This is a genomic window from Streptomyces diversicolor (genome assembly GCF_057537855.1).
The window spans coordinates 112,036-129,284 of the sequence record NZ_BAAJXA010000019.1; the positions used below are offsets into that span (position 1 = coordinate 112,036).

The window sequence follows — 17,249 nt, forward strand, 5'->3', positions numbered from 1 at the left end:
GTGGTTGAACTGGCACCTATGCTCTCAGTTCGTACACAGTGCCGAGGTATGCATGAGCGAGGGCGGGGCCGGAATGGCGGAGCAGAGCGTGCGGTGGGGGATCCTGGCGACGGGCGGCATCGCGTCCGCGTTCGCGGCGGACCTGGTGGATCTGCCGGACGCCGAGGTCGTGGCGGTGGCCTCGCGCACCGAGGACGCGGCACGGGCGTTCGCCGAACGGTTCGGCATTCCCCGGGCCTACGGCGGCTGGGAGGCGCTGGCCCAGGACGAGGACATCGACGTCGTGTACGTCGCCACCCCGCACGCGGCGCACCGCGCGGCGGCCGGGCTGTGCCTTGAGGCCGGGCGCAACGTGCTGTGCGAGAAGGCGTTCACGTTGAACGCGCGGGAGGCGGAGGAACTGGTCGCGCTGGCACGCGATCGGGACCGCTTCCTGATGGAGGCCATGTGGATGTACTGCAATCCGCTGGTACGCCGGCTGAAGGCGCTGGTCGACGCCGGGGCGATCGGCGAAGTCCGCACCGTTCAGGCCGACTTCGGGCTGGCGGGCCCCTTTCCGCCCGCGCACCGGCTGCGCGACCCGGCGCTGGGCGGCGGCGCGCTGCTCGACCTCGGCGTCTACCCGGTGTCGTTCGCGCACCTGCTGCTCGGCGAGCCGGACGCGGTCGAGGCCCGCTCGGTGCTGTCCGCGGAGGGCGTCGACCTCCAGACGGGCGCGCTGCTGTCCTGGGACGGCGGGGCGCTGGCCTCCGTGCACTGCTCGCTCGTCGGCGGTACGGCGGTCACCGCGTCGGTGACCGGGTCGCTCGGCCGGATCGACGTACCGGGCGGCTTCTTCCACCCGGACCGGTTCGTGCTGCACCGCGACGGCCGTGACCCCGAGGAGTTCGTCCTCGCGCCGTCCGAGGGGCCGCGGCACACCCTGCGGCACGAGGCGGCTGAGGTCATGCGCGCGCTGCGGGCCGGCGAGCCGGAGTCCCCGCTCGTGCCGCTGTCCGGCACGCTCGCCGTGATGCGGACGCTGGACGCGATCCGGGAGCGGGTCGGGGTGCGGTACCCGGGGGACGCCGTGCCCGTCCCGGCGTCCGCCTGAGCCGGTCGTCCGCTGCTACGACGGCTGCGTACGGCGCTGCGGCTGCCAGTCGTACGGCGGACACCGGATTCCGCATGGCGGAGTCGGCGCCTACGCTGCGGTGCATGACCGACAGGGAATCGAAGATCGCGGTGGTGACCGGCGCCGGGTCCGGTATCGGACGGGCGGTCGCCGTGGAGCTGCTGCGCGCGGGCTGGGCGGTGGCGCTGGCCGGGCGGCGGGCCGAACGGCTCGCCGGGACGGCGGCGCTGGCCCCCGAGGGCGACGCGCTGGTCGTGCGCACGGACGTGGCACGGCCGGACGACGTGACCGGACTGTTCGCCGCGACCGTGGACCGCTCCGGCCGGGTCGACCTGCTGTTCAACAACGCGGGCACGTTCGGTCCAGGCGGGGTCCCGGTCGAGGACCTGCCCTACGACGCCTGGCGGCACGTGGTGGACACCAACCTCACCGGGGCGTTCCTGTGCGCGCAGGCGGCGTACCGGCAGATGAAGGAGCAGGACCCTCGGGGCGGGCGGATCATCAACAACGGCTCGGTCTCGGCGCACGCGCCCCGGCCGCGGTCGGTCGCCTACACCGCGACCAAGCACGCGCTCACCGGCCTGACCAAGTCCCTGTCGCTCGACGGGCGGTCGTACGGCATCGCGGTCGGCCAGATCGACATCGGCAACGCGGCCACCGACATGACGGCCCGCATGGAGACGGGGGCGTTGCAAGCGAACGGGGAGGTAGCCCCGGAACCGGTGATGGACGTCGCCGATGTGGCCCGCACCGTACGGCACATGGCGGAGCTGCCCCTGGAGGCGAACGTGCAGTTCGCGACGGTGCTGGCGACGGCGATGCCGTACGTGGGCCGCGGCTGAGTGGGCCCCGGTACTCCGTCAACTCCGATCTGCACAACCGGAATTCGAATCTCCGCGCTATTGCGGCCGGTCGGGAGCTTATGCTCAACTTTCCTCCACCGGAGCTTCACAGTTGAAGCACCGGGGTTCCACGGACCACACCGAGGGGGGGAAGCGGCAGCCGTTCCACCACACCCGGGAGGGGGGTGCCCCCCGCGCAACCCCGCGGGGCACACACCGGGCCCGGAACGGCTGCCGCTCAATCCCCACCACCACACGGGACCCGCGGTCAACTGCACTTCGGGGCGTTATGCCTGGCCCGTGGCGAAGTGGGAGATCCGGCCGTCGGGCTCGATCGTGAAGTCCCACCTCGTCCGCATCTCGCCCCATGTGTCGTTGCGGTAGCGGGCGACCAGGGAGCGGCCGCCCTGGGACTCGTTGTCGACCTCCATGTGGCCGTTGGAGGAGAAGATCTCCCGGTCGATCCAGTCGGCGAGGTCCCGTTCGGAGCCGTCGTCGGACATGGTCGCGTCGGGGGTGAGGGTGTCCAGGAACGCCTGGCGGTCATGGGCGTTGACGGCGCTGACGAAGGCCCGTACCGCGGGATCGCTGAGTTTCGATGTCTGGATCGTCATGGCCGTCACCCTCACACCGCGCCACGGCCCCCGCCACCCGAACGGCGCCCCGGACGGGCTGCCCGGCGGCCCCGGATGCGACGGTGGACACCCGGGCAGAAGCCTGTTCCGGCCGTCGACCCGCACCACATGGGGAGCCACCGTGAGCTGTTACGACCGACGTGATCTGGGCCTGCTGCTGCTCCGGCTGGGCACCGGCGGGGTGCTGGCCGCGCACGGCACGCAGAAGCTGTTCGGCTGGTTCGGCGGGCACGGCATCGAGGGCACGGGCCGCTTCATGGAGTCCGTCGGATACGCCCCGGGCCGGGCGAGCGCGACGGCCGCGGGCCTCGCCGAGACGGGCGGCGGCGCGCTGCTGGCGCTCGGCCTCGGCACGCCCGCCGCGGGTGCGGCGGCGGTCGGCGCGATGGCGGGCGCCGCGGCGATCCACCTGCCCAACGGCTTCTTCGCCCAGGAGGGCGGCTACGAGTACGCGGCGACGCTGGGCCTGGCCGCGGCCGGCCTCGCCGTCGCGGGCCCCGGCCGGCTCTCCCTCGACCACGCCCTCGGCCATGTCCTCGACCGCGGCTGGATGGTCCCGGCGGCGCTCGGAGTGACCGCGGCGGTCACCGCGGTCGTGGTGGGCGCCCGGAACCGCCGGGTGCGGCGGACGGCCGAGGAGGCGGCGGGCGCGCAGGGTGCGCTGTTCGAGGAGTAGCCGTGGGCGTGGCAGGCTGCGTCCATGACCGATCAGGAGACGTGCACACCGGCGCCCGCGGACCTGTGGACCGCTGTCGAGGAGCTGTGGGCCTGGCTGGACGCGCACCATGGGCACGACCCGTCGCAGACCGTGCTGCTGCGGGTGCTCAAGCTGTCGGAGGAGGTCGGCGAGGTCGCCCAGGCGGTGATCGGCGCGACGGGGCAGAACCCGCGCAAGGGCGTCTCGCACACCTGGGAGGACGTCCGCGCCGAACTCTGCGACGTGATCATCACCGCCCTGGTCGCCCTGCGCACCCTCACCCCGGACGCCCGCGAGGAGTTCACCCACCACCTCACCCGAGTCACCACCCGCTCCCTCACCCCAACAGAGCCCGCGCCCCCCAGTCCCAGGGGCGCGGGGAACTGCGCGACAAGCCACAACAAACCCGCACCCGCCGAACCACCCACCGAGGCACCCCCTACCGCGCCCCCGGCCACACCACAGCCGCAGCCACAAGACGGCCGGTCGTAGTACCGCGGTATGACGGCGGAGCCCCCGTTCCGCCCCCGGTACGACCGGTTCACCGCCGGCCCGTTCTTAGCGTTGTTCCTGTGGCCCGGCGACCGCCGCCCGCCGCCCGAGCGAGGGAGTGCGCATGATAGAGGCAGAGCAGCTGACCAAGCGGTACGGCGAGAAGACGGCCGTGGACCGGCTGGATTTCGTCGTCAAGCCGGGCACCGTCACCGGCTTCCTCGGGCCCAACGGCGCGGGCAAGTCGACCACGATGCGCATGATCGTCGGGCTGGACGCGCCGACCGGCGGCTCCGTGACGGTGAACGGCCGCGCCTACGCCCGGCACACCGCACCGCTCCAGGAGGTCGGCGCGCTGCTGGAGGCGAAGTCGATCCACCCGGGCCGCTCGGCGTACAACCATCTGAAGGCGCTCGCGCTGACGCACGGCATCCCGCTCGGCAGGGTGGACGAGGTCATCGACCTCGCCGGACTCGGCGGCGTGGCGAAGAAGCGGGCGGGTGCCTTCTCGCTCGGCATGGGCCAGCGGCTCGGCATCGCGGCGGCGCTGCTGGGCGATCCGCAGACGGTGATGCTGGACGAGCCGGTCAACGGCCTCGACCCGGAGGGCGTGCTGTGGATCCGCACCCTGCTGACCTCGCTCGCCGCTGAGGGCCGCACCGTGTTCGTCTCGTCGCACCTGATGAGCGAGGTGGCGCTGGTGGCGGACCATCTGATCGTCGTGGGCCGGGGCCGGCTGCTGGCCGACACGACCGTACGGGACCTGGTCCGTGCGGCGGGCGGGGACACCGTGCACGTGGCGACGCAGGACCCGGCGCGGCTGCGTGAGGTGCTGGCCGGGCCGGGCGTCGAGGTCACCGGCCGGATCGGTGCCGAGGAACTTGAGGTGACCGGCCTGACCGCCCGGGAGATCGGGCTGCGGGCCGCCGAGCAGGGGATCGCGCTGTTCGAGCTGAGCGCGCGCACGGTGTCGCTGGAGGAGGCGTTCATGGAACTGACCCGGGATGCCGTGGAGTACCACGGCTCGACCGCCGGCCCCGACGCCCTGGGGAGGGCGGCATGAACGCCCCGGCCGCGACCGCCGAGTCGCCCCGGAGCCTCGGTGTGCGTCCCGCCTACCGGGTGACCGGGCCGCGGGTGCTGCGTTCGGAGTGGGCCAAGCTGTGGTCGCTGCGCTCGACGTGGATCACGCTGGCCCTGGGTCTGCTGTTCCTGGTGGCCTTCGGGCTGATCGCCGCGCAGCGCTACCGCTCCGGGTACGACTCCGGCCATCTCGACGGGGACTTCGCCGACGCGAGCGCGGTGAGCCTGTCCCTGTTCGGTACGAACTTCGCCCAGCTCGCCCTCGGTGTGCTCGGTGTGCTGGTCACGGCCGGGGAGTACTCGACCGGCATGATCCGTTCGACGATGGCGGCGGTGCCGCGGCGGCTGCCCGTGCTGTGGTCGAAGGCGGCGGTGTTCGGGCTGGTGGCGCTGGTGGCCGGCACGGTCGGCGCGTTCGTCACCTTTCTGATCGGCGGCGGCATCGTCTCGGGCACACCCGCGGCCATGGGTCTGTCGCACGCCGGTGTCGTCCGCAGTCTGCTGGGCGCCGGCCTCTATCTCGGCCTGGTCGGGGTGATCGGCGCCGCGCTCGGCGCGCTGCTGCGGTCCGTGGCCGGCGGCATCTCGGTGCTGGTCGCCGCGCTGATGCTGGTACCCGGTCTGATCTCGCTGCTGCCGAGTTCCTGGCAGAACGACGTCAGCCCCTATCTGCCCAGCAACGCGGGGCAGTCCCTGTTCGCCCTGACCCATGACTCCACCGTCCTGTCCCCCGGTGCCGGACTGCTGGTCTTCCTCGGCTGGACGGTGCTCGCGCTGGCGGGAGCGGCGTACCGGCTGCGGCGCAGCGACGTCTGAGCCCGCACCATGGGCAGGTGACATCCGTGACCACCACCACCGACGACGTGCTCGGCACGGGCTCGCTGGTCGCCTTCTTCAGCCGGAGCGGCCAGCGGCTGCGCCGCGCCGACCGCGCCCGGCCCTGGGTGCTGGACACGGCGGTGGTGGTCGTCGTCTTCGTGATGTTCTGCCTGCCTGACCTGCTGGGCGAGGGCTCCGGGGACGGGGACGAGCCGCGGCGGCTGTTGTTCGCGCATCCGCCCACGGCGGCCGTGCTGGCGTTGCAGGCCGGGCTGGTGCTGCCGCTGCTGTGGCGGCGGCGCAGGCCCGCGGCGGCCTTCGGCGTGATCACGGCGGTGTTCGCGGTGCAGTGGTCGCTGAACGTCGCGCTGCGCGCCGATGTCGCCCTGTTCATCGCGGTGTACAGCCTGGCCCTGCACGGGCGGCCCCGGCACCTGCCGTGGGCCTGCGGGGTGATGGCGGCGGCGATGGCGCTGGTCGCGGTACGGGCGTCGGTCGCGGTGTCCGTCTGGGACGCGCTGTTCCTGCTGCTGAGCACGGCGACGGCCGCCGTGGCGCTCGGTCTGATGGTGCGGATCCGGCGGGCCCAGCTGGCCGGGCTGCGGGACCGGGCGGCCCGGCTTGAGGTCGAGCGCGACCAGCGCAGCCGGCTCGCGACGGCGACCGAGCGGGCGCGGGTGGCCCGGGAGATGCACGACATCGTCGGCCACAACCTGTCCGTCATCATCACCCTCGCCGACGCGGGCGCCTACGCCGGTGACCGGGAGCCGCAGCGCGGCACGGAGGCGCTGCGGCTCATCGGCGACACCGGCCGGCAGGCCCTCGGGGAGCTGCGGCGGGTGCTCGGCGTGCTGCGGGAGGCGGACGGTTCCGCGCACCGGCCCGAGCTGAGCCCGCAGCCGGGCATCGCGGACATCGAAGCGCTGTGCGCGGGGGTGCGGGGCGCCGGTCTCGACGTCGTCTACCGCACGTCGGGCGATGTGGACGCGCTGGACGGCGGGGTCCAGCTGACGGTCTACCGCATCGTGCAGGAAGCCCTCACGAACACCCTCAAGCACGCCGGGTCCGAGGCCCGGGTGAGACTGGCGGTCGTGGTCGAGGACGACCGGCTGCGCATCCGGGTCGAGGACAGCGGCCCGGCCGTGCGGCCAGGGCGGCCGAACGAGGAGGGACACGGTCTGGTGGGCATGCGCGAACGGGCCGCGCTCTACGACGGAAGCGTCAGCGCGGGGCCGACCGCCGACGGCGGCTGGCGGGTGGAGGCCACCCTCGCCCTCACACCCCGCGGCGGCGCCCGATGACCACCGTACTGATCGTGGACGACCAACCACTCCAGCGCTACGGCTTCCGTATGCTTCTCGATTCCATCCCTGAGACGGACGTGCTGGGCGAGGCCGCTCACGGCGCGGAAGCCGTTCGCATGGCCGCGGAACTGCGGCCGGACGTCGTGCTCATGGACGTACGCATGCCCGGCATGGACGGTATCGAGGCCACCCGCCGCATCGTGGCCGCCGGCGACCGCTCGCGGGTCCTGGTGCTGACCACGTTCGACCTCGACGAGTATGTGCACGCCGCGCTGCGCGCGGGCGCCAGCGGCTTCCTGCTCAAGGACGCGCGGCCCGATGAACTCCTCGCCGGGATCCGGGCGGTGGCGGCGGGCGACGCGATCATCGCCCCCGCCCTCACCCGCCGTCTCCTGGACGAGTTCACCCGTCACCCTCCGGCGTACGGCGCGGGCGGCCCGGGGGCCGCGGACCCGAGGCTCGACTCCCTGACCGGCCGCGAGCGGGAGATCCTGGTCGCCATCGGCAGGGGCTGGACCAACGGAGAGATCGCCGCGCACTTCGTCGTGGCCGAGTCCACCGTCAAGACCCATGTCGGCCGCGTCCTCGCCAAGATCGGCGCCCGCGACCGCGTGCAGGCGGTGATCTTCGCGTACGACCACGGATTGGCCCGCCCGAACGCGGACTGAACACCCACCGCTCGGCCGGCCGGTGCCGGCAGGCGCCCATCCGCCGTATGCGCGGGCGCAGTTGACCGGGTGGCCCATCGGTGCGGTCGCGCCCGCGTCCGGGATTGCGCCGCACCGTCCGGATGCTGGAAGTCATGTCCTGCTCCGGGGCGGCGGCACGTAGGCTGGCCGGTGCAGCTGGTTCGCCCTGTCCGCCAGGCAGGCGCGTCGCAAGAGGGAACCCGGTGGGAATCCGGGACTGCCCCGCAGCGGTGAGCGGGAACGACCGCCGTCATACGCACTGGGCCCGGACGTGACGGGCCTGGGAAGCGACGGCCAGTAGGTGTCTCGTACGACAACGAGGCGTGCCCGCGAGTCCGAAGACCTGCCACTGCCCGCGCGCGGACCGCCGTGCGCGGAGATCCCGTTGACCCCGAGGGCGGGTCGGTGCGCATGTCGGTCGGGCACGGACGTCGTGGCTCGTCCGTGCTGTCCATCCCTTCGCGCTCTCGCTCGGTGTCTTCGGGGTCGCTCTCGTCCAGAGCTCGCGAAGGAGAGTTTCGTGACAGCGACATCCACGGCCCCGGCGGTGCGGGCCACCGTCCACGGCTACCCCCGTCAGGGCCCGGACCGGGAACTGAAGAAGGCGATCGAGGGCTACTGGGAGGGCCGCGTCACCGCGGACGCCCTCCGCGGGACAGCCGCGGGCATCCGCCGCGCCAACTGGCGGCAGCTGGCCGGCGCCGGTCTCCATGAAGTCCCGACCGGTGACTTCTCGTACTACGACCATGTCCTGGACACCACCGTCATGGTGGGCGCGATCCCCGAGCGGCATCGCGCCGCGGTCGAGGCGGACGGGCTCGCCGGGTACTTCGCGATGGCGCGCGGCACGCAGGACGTGGCGCCGCTGGAGATGACCAAGTGGTTCGACACCAACTACCACTATCTGGTCCCGGAGTTGGGCCCGGAGACCGTGTTCGAAGCCCATGCGGGCAAGCAGGTCGGGGAACTTCGCGAAGCCCTCGCTCTCGGTCTCCGCGCTCGTCCGGTGCTGCTCGGTCCCCTCACCTATCTGCTGCTCGCCAAGCCCGCCCCCGGTGTCCCGGCCGGCTTCGCGCCGCTCACGCTCCTCGACCGGCTGCTGCCGGTGTACGCACGGGTTCTCGCCGAGCTGCGCGCGGCTGGCGCCGAGTGGGTGCAGTTGGACGAACCCGCCCTGGTGCAGGACCGCACCCCGGCCGAGCTGAACGCGGCCGCCCGCGCCTACCGCGACCTGGGCCTGCGCGGTGACCGTCCCAAGCTCCTGGTCGCGTCGTACTTCGACCGGCTCGGCGAGGCCCTGCCCGTGCTCGCCAAGGCGCCCGTGGACGGACTCGCCCTGGACTTCACCGGTCCAGCGGCGGCGAACCTCGACGGCCTCGCGGCGGCCGGGGGCCTGCCGGGCAAGCGGCTCGTGGCGGGCATCGTCGACGGCCGCAATGTGTGGATCAACGACCTGGGCAGGTCACTGTCCACCCTGGGCACGCTCCTCGGCCTCGCCGACCGCATGGACGTGGCCGCCTCCTGCTCCCTGCTGCACGTACCGCTGGACGCCGCCGCCGAACGGGACATCGATCCGCAGATCGCCCGCTGGCTGGCCTTCGCCCGGCAGAAGACCGCCGAACTCGTCACCCTCGCCCGCGGCCTGGCCCACGGCCCCGGCACCATCGCCGCCGAACTGGCCGCCAACCGCGCCGGCCTCGCCTTGCGCGCGGCCTCCCCGCTCACAAGGGATCCGGCCGTACGGGCCCGCACGGCCGCCGTCACCGCGGCCGACGCCCGCCGCAGCGAGCCGTACGCCGAACGTGTCGCCGCCCAACGGGCCCATCTCAGGCTGCCGTTGCTGCCGACCACGACGATCGGCTCCTTCCCGCAGACCGGCGAGCAGCGCGCCGCGCGCGCGGCCCTGCGGGCGGGGAAGATCGGCACGGCGGCCTACGAGCAGCGCATCGAGGCCGAGATCCGGGAGGTGATCGCGTTCCAGGAGAAGACCGGCATCGACGTCCTGGTGCACGGCGAGCCGGAACGCAACGACATGGTCCAGTACTTCGCGGAACAGCTCAGCGGGTATCTGGCGACACGGCACGGCTGGGTCCAGTCGTACGGCACCCGCTATGTGCGCCCGCCGATCCTGGCCGGCGACGTCTCGCGGCCCGAGCCGATGACGGTGCGCTGGACGACGTACGCCCAGTCGCTCACCGCACGCCCGGTCAAGGGCATGCTCACCGGTCCCGTCACCATGCTCGCCTGGTCCTTCGTGCGCGACGACCAGCCCCTGTCCGAGACCGCCCGGCAGGTCGCCCTGGCCCTGCGCGACGAGGTCGACGACCTGGAGGCGGCGGGCACTTCGGTGATCCAGGTGGACGAGCCCGCGCTGCGGGAGACGCTGCCGCTGCGTGCCGCCGACCGCCCGGACTATCTGGCCTGGGCCACGGAGGCGTTCCGCCTGGCGACCGCCGGAGTGCGGCCGGCCACCCAGATCCATACGCACATGTGCTACGCCGAGTTCGGCGATGTCGTCCAGGCCATCGATGACCTCGACGCCGATGTCATCAGCCTGGAGGCGGCCCGCTCCCGCATGCAGGTCGCCCGGGAACTGGCGGCGCACGGCTATCCGCGCGAGGCCGGACCGGGCGTGTACGACATCCACTCCCCGCGGGTGCCGAGCACGCGGGAGGCGGCCGATCTGCTGCGCACCGGCCTGCGGGCCATCCCGGTGGAACGCCTGTGGGTCAACCCCGACTGCGGTCTGAAGACCCGCGGCTGGCCGGAGGTCCGGGCCTCCTTGGAGAACCTGGTCGCCGCGGCCCGGGAGGTGCGCGCGGAACTGTCCTCGGACTGACCGTCGGACGGCGGACGGCGGACGGCGGTCGGCGGACGGCGGTCGGCGGACGGCGGACCGCCGGGTCCGTGGCGGAAGGGGAAAGCTCCCGCGGGCATTCGCCTCGCGGGAGCTTTCCGTCGGGGTGTGCCCGCCGGTCGGGCGGGCGCGGGTGTGGTGTGGCCGGTCGCGCGGTTCCCCGCGCCCCTTGGGGGTGAGCGGTGAGAAGGCGGTCACGAGCAGGGCGTCCGTGCGGCGGACGCGGTTACGGCGTCACGGTGCGAGCAGCAGGCCGTTGCCGCGTTCCTTGGCGGCGGCGTAACGACTGGCCACGTCCTGCCAGTTGACGACCTTCCACATGGCCTCGATGAAGTCGACCTTCTGGTTCTTGTACTGGAGATAGAAGGCGTGCTCCCAGGCGTCGAAGACCAGGACGGGGGTGGCGCCCTGGCCGACGTTGCCCTGGTGGTCGTAGACCTGCTCGACGATCAGCCGGTCGCTCAGCGGCTCGTAGGCGAGGACGCCCCAGCCGGAGCCCTGCGTCGTGGCGGACGCCTTGGACAGCTGGGCCTTGAAGTTCTGGAACGAGCCGAACGACTGGGCGATGGCGTCCGCGAGTTCGCCGACGCCGTCCTTCTCCAGCGGTTCGCCGCCGCCGTCGCCGGTCATGTTGTGCCAGTAGATGGAGTGCAGGATGTGCCCGGAGAGATGGAAGGCCAGGTTCTTCTCCAGGCCGTTGATCGAGCCCCACGACTCCTTGTCCCGGGCCTCGGCGAGCTGTTCCAGGGTGTCGTTGGCGCCCTTCACATAGGCGGCGTGGTGCTTGTCGTGGTGCAGCTCGATGATCTCGGGGCTGATGACCGGAGCGAGCGCCGCGTAGTCGTACGGAAGCTCCGGGAGCGTGTAGACCGGCATGTCCAACGTCCTCCGTGATAATTGCGAACGATGTGCAACTGCACGCTAGCAGCAAGAAGTGCGCGGGGCGATCAGGCGTGGGACCTAGGACTCGGTGCCGTGTCGGTCGGCGCGGTCAGGGCCTCAGGTACGGGGCCAGCGTGGCGGCCGTGGCCTTGCCGGACAGGTAGTTCTTGGCATGGTGGAAGCCGAAGGCCCAATGGATGGGATCAGTGAGGTCGTCGCTGATGCCGGTGAAGGCCCGGGACAGCCGCGGCGGGATGGCCACGGGGTCTCCGGGGTCGGCGATGTTCACCCACCGTGCGACACCGGCCGGGCGGGCTCCACGACGGGCGGGCGGGGCACCGGTGGGGCCCGGGACGAGACGGTCGAAGACGCCGTGCGGCAGGGCGAGCGGTGACCCCATCGTCACGAACAGCTCCACCGCCGGTTCGGGGTGGGCGTGCAGGGCCTCGTACGCCACGACGGTGCCCAGGGAGTGGGCGATGACGACCCGGGGACGGTGGCGGGCGATGCACGCGGCGACCTCCTCGCGTGCCGCCGTACGGGCCGGGGAGTCGGCACGGGCCGTATAGGCGGCCACCTCACGGAAGAAGACGCGGATGAACAGCCGGGTCAGCCGACCGTCCAGGCTGAACTTCTGTGCCACCCAGGACGCGGCGTACCGCAGCGGCATCGTCAGTGCTCCTTGTGCCACGGGCCGGGGCGCCCCCAGTTCGACGAGCCAGGACGCCAGCAGTTCCCTGGCCACCGGTTCGTCCAACTCCTCGGTGTCTTCGGGTCCTTGTACGGTGCGGCCGGCGTGCAGGAAGGGCGCGTAGTAGGCGAAGTCGAGCGACAGACGGCCGGTGTCTACGCGCAACCCGTCGGCGAGGTGGCGCGTCCAGTTCCGGATGTGCCGCGCGCGTACGTGCTCGGCGGGGACGCGGGCCTCGTGGTACCCGACGCCGTGCACGGCCACCACGGCCAGGGGATCGTCGCTGGTGTGGCTCATCACCATCTCCTGAAGGTCGGCTCCAGAGTGAGGACGACGGCTTCGCTGCCCATGCCGAGTACGACGGTGCCCTCCGCGGTGATCTCCGCGCACTGTGCGGCGTGCGGGAGGCCCACGGTGGTCAGGCACGTCCGGCCGGTCAGGTCCCACACCCGCACCTCGCGGTCGCGCCCGGCGGTGACGGCGACGGGCCGTCCGTCCAGCACCGCCGTGGCTACGGACGTCACCCTGCCTGTGTGACCGTGGAGGCCGTGCAGGTCCCGGCCGGTGGTCAGGTCCCATACCCGCACCGTGGGCTCCCGGTCGCCGAAGCCGCCGAGTTCGGTGCCGGCGATGACGGCGACGGGCCGGCCCGCCACCACCGCCGTCGCCATCGCGTCCACCGTGTCGAGGCCGGGGAGGTCGTGGGGGCGATGCCCCGTCACCGGGCGATAGAGGTCACGGTCGGATGCCGTCAGGTCCCACACCCCGAGCGTGCGCCGGAGCCGGCCGGAGCGGGCGTAGTCGGTGCCGACGGTGACGGCGACGGGCCGGCCGTCCAGCACCGTCGCGGCCACCTCGTCCGCCCCGTAATCGTGTCCGTGCTGCCGGCGGATGACACGGCCCGTGGTCAGGTCCCACACCCGCACTGCGCCGCGGGAGGTGGTCGTCAGTGCGACGGGCCGGCCCGCCACCACCGCCGTCGCCACACCGCCCGCCCTGTCTTCGGCCCTGTCCCGCTGTTCGCGCAACCGGCCGGTGGCACGGCCTGTGGACAGGTCCCACACCCGCACCTCGCCGTCGCGGCCCACGGTGACGGCGACGCCCCGGCCGTCCAGCACGGCCGTCGCCACCGACATCACCCTGCCCGTATGGCCGAGGAGGCTGTGCAGGTTGCGGCCGGTGGCCAGGTCCCAGACCCGTACCGTGCCGTCCTCACCACCGGTGACCACCACCGGCCGGCCGTCCACCACCGCCGTAGCCACCGCGGTCACCCATCCGGTGTGGCCGGAGAACTCGACGGTGCCGTCGTGCCCGTCGCGGCTGCCGCTCAGGTCCCACACCCGTACCGTGCCGTCCTCACCACCGGTGACCACCACCGGCCGGCCGTCCACCACCGCCGTGGCCACCGTGTTCACGCCGCCCGTGTGGCCGGTGAGGGTGTGGGTGGCGCGGCCTGTGGTGAGGTCCCACACCCGCACCTCGCCGTCGCGGCCCACGGTGACGGCGACGGGCCGGTCCTCCGCCACCGCGGTCGCCACACCGCTCACCCACCCGGTGTGGCCGAGGAGATCGCGGCCGGCGCGGCCGGTGGTGAGATCCCACACCCGCACCTCGCGGTCACGGCCGACGGTGACCGCGACGGGCCGGCCCTCCACCACCGCCGTCGCCGCCCCGTCCACCCCCGTGCTGCCATGGGTGAGCGTGTGCAGGGCCTGCCCGGTGGTCAGGTCCCACACCCGCACCGTGCCGTCCTCACCACCGGTGACGACCACGGGCCGGCCGTCCACCACCGCCGTCGCCACGGCATCCACCCGGCGGGTGTGGCCGGTGAGGGTATGGGTGGCGCGGCCTGTGGTGAGGTCCCACACCCGCACCACGCCGTCGCGGCCCACGGTGACGGCCACGGTGTGGTCCTCCACCACCGCCGTCGCCACACCGCCCACCCCGTCGTCGCCGTGGGTGAAGGCATGCAGGGCATGACCGGCGGTCAGGTCCCAGACCCATACCGTGCCGTCCTCACCACCGGTGACCACCACCGGCCGGCCGTCCACCACCGCCGTCGCCACCGCGTCCGCCCCGCCCGTGTGGCCGGCGAAGGTATGGGTGGCGTGGCCGGTGAGCAGATCCCACACCCGCACCGCGCGCTCGGGGCCGGCGAGGACGGTGACGGCGACGGGCCGGCCGTCGACCACCGCCGTCGCCACCGCGGTCACCCTGGCGGCATGGCTGGGCATCGTGGCGACGAGCGCGGTCGACACCTGGGTTCCGGTCGCCCACAGGGGGCTCCAGCCGGTCCCCGAGGCGAGGTCCCGGCTCAGCTCCGTGGCCTTGAACCGGGCGGCGTCGAGGGCGAGGATCTGGCGCCGCCGGTCGGCGCCGAGGTCCCGGTGGACGCCGTACGAGGCACGGTAGACGGCGGCCGCGAGGCGTGCGCGGGGGTGGGTCGCCCGGCGCAGCGCCATGGTCACCGTCTCGGGGTTGGCGTGCACCAGGAAGTCCGGGTCCTGAAGGAGTTCGTCCACCCGTCCTGCGCCGGCGGCGTGCTGGATGGTGTGGCGCAGCAGGTAGGGGTCGGCGACATGCCAGGCGGGACGTTCGTTCTCCGTGCGGGGCAGCGAGCCGAGCAGCCGTTCGTAGACGTTCTGGGCGAACGGCGCGGTGTGCGGGGCCGTGCTCATGCGCTGTGCCCCCGTTCCTCATGACCGTACGGGTCGGCCCGCAGGCGTTCGGCGAGACCTTCGTGGAAGAGCCGGTACAAGGTGGTGCCGTCGATGTCGATGTCCCGGCGCAGGTAGAAGCGGGCCTGTTCCAGGGCCTGTTGGACGCGGTGCACGGGCAGCGGCGCGGTGCCGGAGGTGAACTCGGCGGCGACGTGGGCGATGATCCGCTCGGGCATCCCGGAGCCCTCGGCGTGGGCCAGAGCCGCCAGCACGGCGCGCAGGTCGCCCCGGTCGGTACGGCGGGCGAGGTCGAGTTCCAGGAGATCAGTCAGGTCCCGGGGTACGGCCAGGCCGAGTTCCCTGGCCCGGACGGGGTCCGACTCGGTGGGCAGGGACAGGACGTGGTGCAGATAGAGCCCCGCGACCAGGAACTCGCCCCAGCCCAGGGGCTTCGACGCGTCCGGCGGGGCGTCGTTTCCGGCCGGTTCGCCGGTGCCGGTGTCGGTGCCGGTGCCGGTCAGGCATTGTGCGATGCCCGCGGCCAGTTCGGCTGCGGCCCTCACGGTGGCGCGTGCCGCGTAGGGGGTGTCGTCGGCGAGCAGTTCACCGACGTACTGCCGCAACGCGTCGTACATCTCGACGGGTTGGGCGTGGTCGAGGTCGGTGAGCCCGTCGGCCTCCCGCGCGAGTCGCAGCAGCCCGGTGAACGGCGGCTCACCGCGGGTGCCGATCAGCAGCCGTATCCCGGCACCACCGGCGAGGGCGGCGCGGGCCAGCGGTAACAGCAGTGCCTGGGTGATGTCGCCGGGGCGTTCGGCTTCGTCGAGCGCATCGATCACCAGCGTGTACCCTCCGGGGCCGGCGAGTTCGATCAGGCGCTCCGCGTCCCAGCCGTCTGCCGGCCGGTCGTCGTCGCTCGCGCCCATCTGACGCGCGAGGGAGTCGGCGACCTGTTCGAGATCGCGGCGCCGGGCGTGGACCACGGCGAGCCGGTCGTGGCACGCCGGCTTGGCCGGCAGATGGGACCACAGATGCCGTGCGGGTGCGCGCAGTCGGGGATGGGCGGCGCACACCAGGACCCCGAGCAGGGCCGATTTCCCCACGCCGGGTTTGCCGGTGACGGCCCGGAAGCCGACGCCCTCGCCGTTGAACCAGTCGGTGAGCCCGCGGACCTCCCGTTCCCGGCCGTGGAAGTAGCCACGCCCCAGGCCGCGGCCCAGCGGTTCGCCGCCGGCGCCCCGCAGCATGAAGTGCCGTGCGTCGAACGCCTCGTCCACGAGGGCGGCGATGCCGGTATCGACCTCGGACAACACGCTGGACGCATGGCTGTCGTAGCGCGGATTGGGGAAGAACGGCAGCTCAAGGCGTTCGATGAAGGGAATGCGGCTGACGTCGACCTGCTGGGTGAACCCTTCCCGCTCGCTGAGACTCGCCACCTCGCGGGCGATCTCGAACCCCACCGTGGGCAGCGGGATGTACTCCCAGGACCGGTCCACCCGCAATGTGCCGTCGAGGTAGTTGCGCAGCACGGTGCGCGTGGCCCTGCTCAACCGGTAGTCGAACGCCTTGCCTTGGGAGCCGGTCGCGGCGATGACCCAGGCGCGGCGCCGGTCGGTCGGCATGTCCTGGTGCCAGGGCAGCGCCGCGGCGGCCCCGGCATGACACAGGTCCAGGATGAACAGGGTCAGCGGCCGCTCCTTGTCCGGGTGGGACTCGATCAGGCTGATCCATGAGGAGACGGGGTCGTCCAGATTGCCGCCGTCCGCACCCACCAGGTGCAGACCCCGCTCCCCGGTGTCGGCCAGTCGGCCGTGGCCGACGAGATGAACGATCAGCACCTGGGTCCGGCTCCTCAGCGCCCGGCGCACCTCCTCGGCGAGGTCCGTCTCGGAGCTCGCGGTACGGCACTCGACGTAGCCGAACGCGCGCACGACCTCGGACACGGACGCGGCGTGCCGCGGGGCCTCGACGAGGGGGTCCAGCGCGTCCAGCGGCGGCGGCCCCTCCTCCTGCCGCGCCTTCACCGCGACACCCAGGGCCAGCACTCTCCTGCCCGTGGCACCGCCACGGCCGCCGCCGTCGTCGTCCATCCCCGCCCGACCCGTCCCCTTGCGAGCGCGAAACACCGTCTGTGCCCCGGCACTTGCCACCATGGTCGAACCTGAAGGGCCGCCATCGCAATCGGATACGCCGACCCGAACGACCGGGCAGAAGGTCTCCGGTGGTCGTCCCGCGCGCCGAGTCCGCGCGGTGAGGGGCACCAGTAGGTGCCCGGACCGCACCGGGGTGATGTCGCGGTGCTCGCCGGGGTCCCGACCGGCGATCCGGCCGGGCGACCCGGTCGTACCTGACCGGCGATCCGCCCGGGCGCCCCGGTCGTAGGGGTCCTTGCCCGCCGTGCCCGGCGGTCGGCATGCCTCGCGGCGCTCGCCGGCCCGCTGTGGGCGGCCGGCTGCTGGACCTCGATCATGGTCACGGCGGCCC

General features: G+C 73.0%; 13 protein-coding genes, 1 pseudogene and 1 riboswitch. Of the genes and pseudogenes, 9 read left to right on the top strand and 5 right to left on the bottom strand.

What is annotated here, in order from left to right; genetic code table 11:
- Positions 1–73: 73 nt before the first annotated feature.
- Both AC27LF_RS23255 and AC27LF_RS23260 read left to right on the top strand, forming a co-directional pair.
- The gene (locus AC27LF_RS23255) at positions 74–1,093 is read left to right on the top strand and encodes a Gfo/Idh/MocA family protein (RefSeq protein WP_479658073.1); all 1,020 of its coding nucleotides are present in this window, start codon (positions 74–76) and stop codon (positions 1,091–1,093) included.
- 104 nt (positions 1,094–1,197) lie between these two features.
- Entirely contained in the window at positions 1,198–1,956 is a 759-nt protein-coding gene (locus AC27LF_RS23260; RefSeq protein WP_479658072.1) for an SDR family oxidoreductase, read from the top strand.
- A gap of 287 nt (positions 1,957–2,243) precedes the next feature.
- On the opposite strand, the gene AC27LF_RS23265 is transcribed toward AC27LF_RS23260, so the two are convergent.
- The gene (locus tag AC27LF_RS23265; protein WP_479658071.1) at positions 2,244–2,570 is read right to left on the bottom strand and encodes a nuclear transport factor 2 family protein; all 327 of its coding nucleotides are present in this window, start codon (positions 2,568–2,570) and stop codon (positions 2,244–2,246) included.
- 142 nt (positions 2,571–2,712) lie between these two features.
- Here AC27LF_RS23265 and AC27LF_RS23270 point away from each other — a divergent pair, with 142 nt between their 5' ends.
- The 7 genes and pseudogenes from AC27LF_RS23270 to metE all read left to right on the top strand — a co-directional run bounded on the left by AC27LF_RS23270 (position 2,713) and on the right by metE (position 10,514).
- Entirely contained in the window at positions 2,713–3,267 is a 555-nt protein-coding gene (locus tag AC27LF_RS23270; RefSeq protein ID WP_479658070.1) for a DoxX family membrane protein, read from the top strand.
- A 24-nt stretch (positions 3,268–3,291) separates the two neighbouring features.
- Positions 3,292–3,642 (top strand): annotated as a pseudogene (locus AC27LF_RS23275) (MazG-like family protein); the annotation flags it as partial.
- A gap of 262 nt (positions 3,643–3,904) precedes the next feature.
- Complete coding sequence (locus AC27LF_RS23280) at positions 3,905–4,843, top strand: ATP-binding cassette domain-containing protein (protein WP_479658069.1); 939 nt, start codon at positions 3,905–3,907, stop codon at positions 4,841–4,843.
- A complete protein-coding gene (locus AC27LF_RS23285) occupies positions 4,840–5,679 on the top strand; it encodes an ABC-2 transporter permease (RefSeq protein WP_479658068.1) in 840 nt (279 codons plus the stop codon). Before AC27LF_RS23280 ends, AC27LF_RS23285 begins: the two co-directional genes overlap by 4 nt.
- 26 nt (positions 5,680–5,705) lie before the next feature.
- Positions 5,706–6,983, top strand: coding sequence for a sensor histidine kinase (locus AC27LF_RS23290; protein WP_479658067.1), 1,278 nt, complete (start codon positions 5,706–5,708; stop codon positions 6,981–6,983).
- Complete coding sequence (locus AC27LF_RS23295; protein WP_479658066.1) at positions 6,980–7,654, top strand: response regulator; 675 nt, start codon at positions 6,980–6,982, stop codon at positions 7,652–7,654. Before AC27LF_RS23290 ends, AC27LF_RS23295 begins: the two co-directional genes overlap by 4 nt.
- A gap of 178 nt (positions 7,655–7,832) precedes the next feature.
- Positions 7,833–8,024, top strand: a riboswitch (cobalamin riboswitch).
- 171 nt (positions 8,025–8,195) lie between these two features.
- Positions 8,196–10,514 carry a 5-methyltetrahydropteroyltriglutamate--homocysteine S-methyltransferase gene (metE, locus tag AC27LF_RS23300; protein WP_479658065.1) on the top strand — a complete coding sequence of 773 codons (2,319 nt, stop codon included), beginning with the start codon at positions 8,196–8,198 and terminating at the stop codon, positions 10,512–10,514.
- A gap of 252 nt (positions 10,515–10,766) precedes the next feature.
- Here metE and AC27LF_RS23305 read toward each other — a convergent pair whose 3' ends face one another.
- From AC27LF_RS23305 to AC27LF_RS23320, 4 genes are all read right to left on the bottom strand, one after another.
- Positions 10,767–11,408 carry a superoxide dismutase gene (locus tag AC27LF_RS23305; protein ID WP_479658064.1) on the bottom strand — a complete coding sequence of 214 codons (642 nt, stop codon included), beginning with the start codon at positions 11,406–11,408 and terminating at the stop codon, positions 10,767–10,769.
- Between the two features lie 115 nt (positions 11,409–11,523).
- Positions 11,524–12,402, bottom strand: coding sequence for a serine peptidase (locus AC27LF_RS23310; RefSeq protein WP_479658063.1), 879 nt, complete (start codon positions 12,400–12,402; stop codon positions 11,524–11,526).
- Positions 12,402–14,783, bottom strand: coding sequence for a WD40 repeat domain-containing protein (locus AC27LF_RS23315; protein ID WP_479658062.1), 2,382 nt, complete (start codon positions 14,781–14,783; stop codon positions 12,402–12,404). Before AC27LF_RS23315 ends, AC27LF_RS23310 begins: the two co-directional genes overlap by 1 nt.
- Positions 14,780–16,855 carry a hypothetical protein gene (locus tag AC27LF_RS23320; RefSeq protein ID WP_479658061.1) on the bottom strand — a complete coding sequence of 692 codons (2,076 nt, stop codon included), beginning with the start codon at positions 16,853–16,855 and terminating at the stop codon, positions 14,780–14,782. The genes AC27LF_RS23315 and AC27LF_RS23320 overlap by 4 nt, the downstream gene beginning before the upstream one ends.
- Positions 16,856–17,249 lie beyond the last annotated feature (394 nt).